This window comes from Polynucleobacter sp. 39-46-10 (assembly GCF_002282275.1).
Genome location: NZ_NCJB01000270.1, coordinates 1 through 3,233 on the forward strand (window position 1 = coordinate 1; position 3,233 = coordinate 3,233).

The 3,233-nt window shown below is 46.2% G+C and carries 4 protein-coding genes and 2 pseudogenes; 1 reads left to right on the top strand and 5 read right to left on the bottom strand.

What is annotated here, in order from left to right; genetic code table 11:
- Positions 1–520 (bottom strand): annotated as a pseudogene (locus tag B7X71_RS14125) (diaminopimelate decarboxylase); the annotation flags it as partial.
- Positions 517–708 carry a lipoprotein gene (locus B7X71_RS17945; protein WP_363927107.1) on the bottom strand — a complete coding sequence of 64 codons (192 nt, stop codon included), beginning with the start codon at positions 706–708 and terminating at the stop codon, positions 517–519. The gene B7X71_RS17945 and the pseudogene B7X71_RS14125, both read right to left, overlap by 4 nt.
- Before the next feature lie 47 nt (positions 709–755).
- On the opposite strand from B7X71_RS17945, the gene cyaY reads away from it, so the two are divergent.
- Positions 756–1,139 (top strand): iron donor protein CyaY, encoded by a 384-nt coding sequence (gene cyaY, locus B7X71_RS14130; RefSeq protein ID WP_215303690.1) that lies wholly within the window; start codon positions 756–758, stop codon positions 1,137–1,139.
- A 19-nt stretch (positions 1,140–1,158) separates the two neighbouring features.
- Here cyaY and aroB read toward each other — a convergent pair whose 3' ends face one another.
- The 3 genes and pseudogenes from aroB to B7X71_RS14145 form a co-directional block, all read right to left on the bottom strand.
- A complete protein-coding gene (aroB, locus tag B7X71_RS14135) occupies positions 1,159–2,241 on the bottom strand; it encodes a 3-dehydroquinate synthase (RefSeq protein ID WP_293601074.1) in 1,083 nt (360 codons plus the stop codon).
- Between the two features lie 8 nt (positions 2,242–2,249).
- Entirely contained in the window at positions 2,250–2,735 is a 486-nt protein-coding gene (locus tag B7X71_RS14140) for a shikimate kinase (protein ID WP_215387824.1), read from the bottom strand.
- Between the two features lie 51 nt (positions 2,736–2,786).
- Positions 2,787–3,233: pseudogene (locus B7X71_RS14145) on the bottom strand (type II and III secretion system protein); the annotation flags it as partial.

A 3,233-nucleotide genomic window follows, 5' to 3' on the forward strand; every position in this document is an offset into this window, starting at 1 on the left:
GATGAGTTTGAGCATCCACATCGGGATTTACGCGTAAAGAAATTGGGGCGCGGCAATTCAGCTTAGTCGCAACACGATTAATTTGGTGGAGCTCTGCAATCGATTCCACATTGATGCATTTAACACCAGCCTCTAATGCCTGTGCAATTTCGGAGGCAGATTTGCCAACACCTGCAAATACCAAACTCTTTGGATCTGCGCCTACTGCAAGGGCACGAGCTAACTCACCGCCACTCACTAGGTCAAATCCAGAGCCTAATTTTTTAAAGCAATCAATCACTGCAAGATTGCTATTAGCCTTCATTGCATAGTGGACACGGGCACGTCTTTTGCCAGAGGAATCTAGGCACGCTTTGTCATAGGCTTGATACGCTTGAGTTAAGGCCTTCTTGCTATAGATATACAGGGGTGTGCCGAACTCTTTTGCCAAATCTGACAAAGGAATTTCTTCTGCATACCAAGTGCCACTGCGTTCTGTAAATCCAGCTAAGTCGGGGAGTGGAATCGCTTTACTTGTCATTGCTTGGCCGATGATGTGTTAGTGGCAGCAGGGCTTTGGGGTGGATAGAGCTTACCTTTGGGCTCTGGTTCAGAGGGAGGGCTAGGTGCCGGTGGCACATTTGGCAAATATAAAGGCCCTCTAACCCCACATCCAACAAGGGATATTAGAAGGCTAATGCCGAGAGTTCTTTTAAGAATCGCTATCATGAATGTCTCTAAAACGAATGATTGAATATAGCATGCAGGACTCTAATATGAAGCCGGGTAATTTGACTGTAGAAACCATTGACGATAAGCAGTTCCATCAGTTGGGCAGTAATTTGTTGCAGTCAATTGAAGCGGCTTTAGAGGCCGCAGATGATGAATTGGACCTCGATCTCGATGTTGAGCGCCAAGGCGGAAATGTCATCAATATTCGATTTAGGGATCGCAGTGTGATTGTGGTTAATACCCAACCCCCTCTACATGAAATTTGGGTAGCGGCTAAATCTGGCGGTTATCACTATCGCTGGGCTGGTTCTGTGGCTTCACCGCGGTGGTTGGATACCAAAACTGGGCGCGAGCTATTGAGTGACTTATCAGAGTTTGCTAGCGCTCAAGCTGGTCAGGCGATCACTATTGGACTTCTCCGGAAATAAGCGGCGATAGCCCGGGAAATTAAACCGCCCCAGTTGCTGTGAGTGTCTCGATAACTTGAGTATCGGGAACGCTCTTAATTTGAGCTTTGCCAATCTTTTCTAAGACAACGTATCGAATCTGACCGCCCTCAGTCTTTTTATCTACTTGCATTAATTCCATATAACGTTGCGCACCAAACTTCGGAGGCGCAATCGGTAGATTCATAGACTGAATAATGCGAGTAAGGCGATTGACCTCATCTTGAGTGATGAAGTTCAGGCGTCGTGAGAGGTCCGCTCCCATGACCATGCCACAGCCAACGGCTTCACCATGTAACCACTCGCCATAACCCATGCCGGCCTCAATCGCATGACCAAAGGTGTGTCCAAAATTGAGAGTAGCGCGAATGCCACCTTCTCTCTCATCCGCTGAAACAACCGCGGATTTAATTTCACAAGAACGTAACACTGCATGTGCCATTGCCGCGGTATCACATGCCAATAAAGATTTTGCATTTGATTCAATCCAGCTTAAGAACTCCGCATCCGCAATAGCGCCATGCTTGACTACTTCAGCTAGGCCCGCAGATAGCTCGCGGGCAGGTAATGTCTTCAATGTATTGAGGTCGGCAATGACTGCTGCAGGCTGGTGAAACGCCCCAATCATATTTTTCCCAAGTGGATGGTTAATGCCTGTCTTGCCGCCGACAGAGGAGTCGACCTGAGCTAGTAAGGTTGTTGGCACTTGAATGAAGCGGATACCGCGCATAAAGCTAGCAGCAGCAAAGCCAGTCATATCACCAATGACGCCGCCACCTAAAGCAACCAACATGGTTTGACGATCAGCGCCAAACTTCAGAAGGTCATCAAAAATTAACTGAAGATTTTTCCAGTCCTTATAAGACTCTCCATCAGGCAAGACAATGGTCCTGACTGACTTGCCGAGTTTCTCTAAGGTCTTGGTTAGACGCTCTGCATATAAAGGGGCTACCGTAGTATTGGTAACGATATAAATCGATGTCGCTTTTTCACAGGCGCTAAATAATTCTGGCTGATCAATTAAATCTGTACCAATATGAATGGGGTAGCTACGATTGCCTAGATCAACTTCTAATGTTTTCATGGATAAATTTATGCGGAGAGTTCGAGTTGCATGATAAGAGTGTTGACTAGTTGATTGACACTGGGCTTTCCAGTTTCAATGACATAGTCAGCGATTTCGCGATACAGGGGATCACGAATAGCGTATAGGTTTTCTAAAATCTTTTTTGCATCACCATTTTTAAGAAGTGGCCTACCTTCGCCACCTTTAGTCCGATGCCATAGCTCCATTGGATTAGCGTGCAAATAAATGACTGTTCCTCTTTCACTGAGGAATTGACGATTCTCTGGTAGTAGGACGGCACCACCGCCAGTTGCCAAGATGACATCATGTTCAGCTGTAATGTCTTTAATGGCCTGAGCCTCGCGTTTGCGAAAGCCATCTTCACCTTCCATTTCAAAAATGACGGGAATTTTGACTCCACAACGATCTTCAATCACATGGTCAGCATCTAAAAAGCGGCGACCCAATTTCTTGGCCAGCAATTTACCAACAGTCGACTTCCCGGCGCCCATAAGGCCAATTAGGAAGATATTGTTTGATGAAGAGTTCACCCCTCGATTTTATTAGTGTTTGTCGAGCACAGTGGGGGTTAAGAAGACTAATAGTTCGGTTTTATCTGCCAATTTAGATTTATGGCGAAATAAATGCCCAATCAAAGGAATATCTCCGAGAAGTGGAACCTTGACCTCGTCATCACGTTCGGTGGTTTGAAAGATGCCCCCAATGATGGCCGTGCCCCCATTTTCAACCGTGACCTCAGAACTGAGGTTTTTAGTGTCAATGGCATAACCCTGCTCGGTTTTCATGCCAATAGTGTCCTTATTAATACCGACCAGCATGGAGATCTTTCCGTCTGGATGAATTTTCGGCAAGACCTCTAGGCGTAAGTTCGCCTTACGAAACTGCAATTTGCTCCCACTTTGAGAACTCACTTGATATGGAAGCTCGGTTCCTTGCTCAATTGTGGCTTTAACTTGGTCGCCAGTCATGATGCGTGGGTTAGACAAAAT

Excerpts from the sequence above, each read along its gene's own strand:
- B7X71_RS17945 (WP_363927107.1), bottom strand. The coding sequence starts at position 708 with ATGATAGCGATTCTTAAAAGAACTCTCGGCATTAGCCTTCTAATATCC.
- cyaY (WP_215303690.1), top strand. The coding sequence starts at position 756 with ATGAAGCCGGGTAATTTGACTGTAGAAACCATTGACGATAAGCAGTTC.
- aroB (WP_293601074.1), bottom strand. The coding sequence starts at position 2,241 with ATGAAAACATTAGAAGTTGATCTAGGCAATCGTAGCTACCCCATTCAT.
- B7X71_RS14140 (WP_215387824.1), bottom strand. The coding sequence starts at position 2,735 with ATGGGCGCCGGGAAGTCGACTGTTGGTAAATTGCTGGCCAAGAAATTG.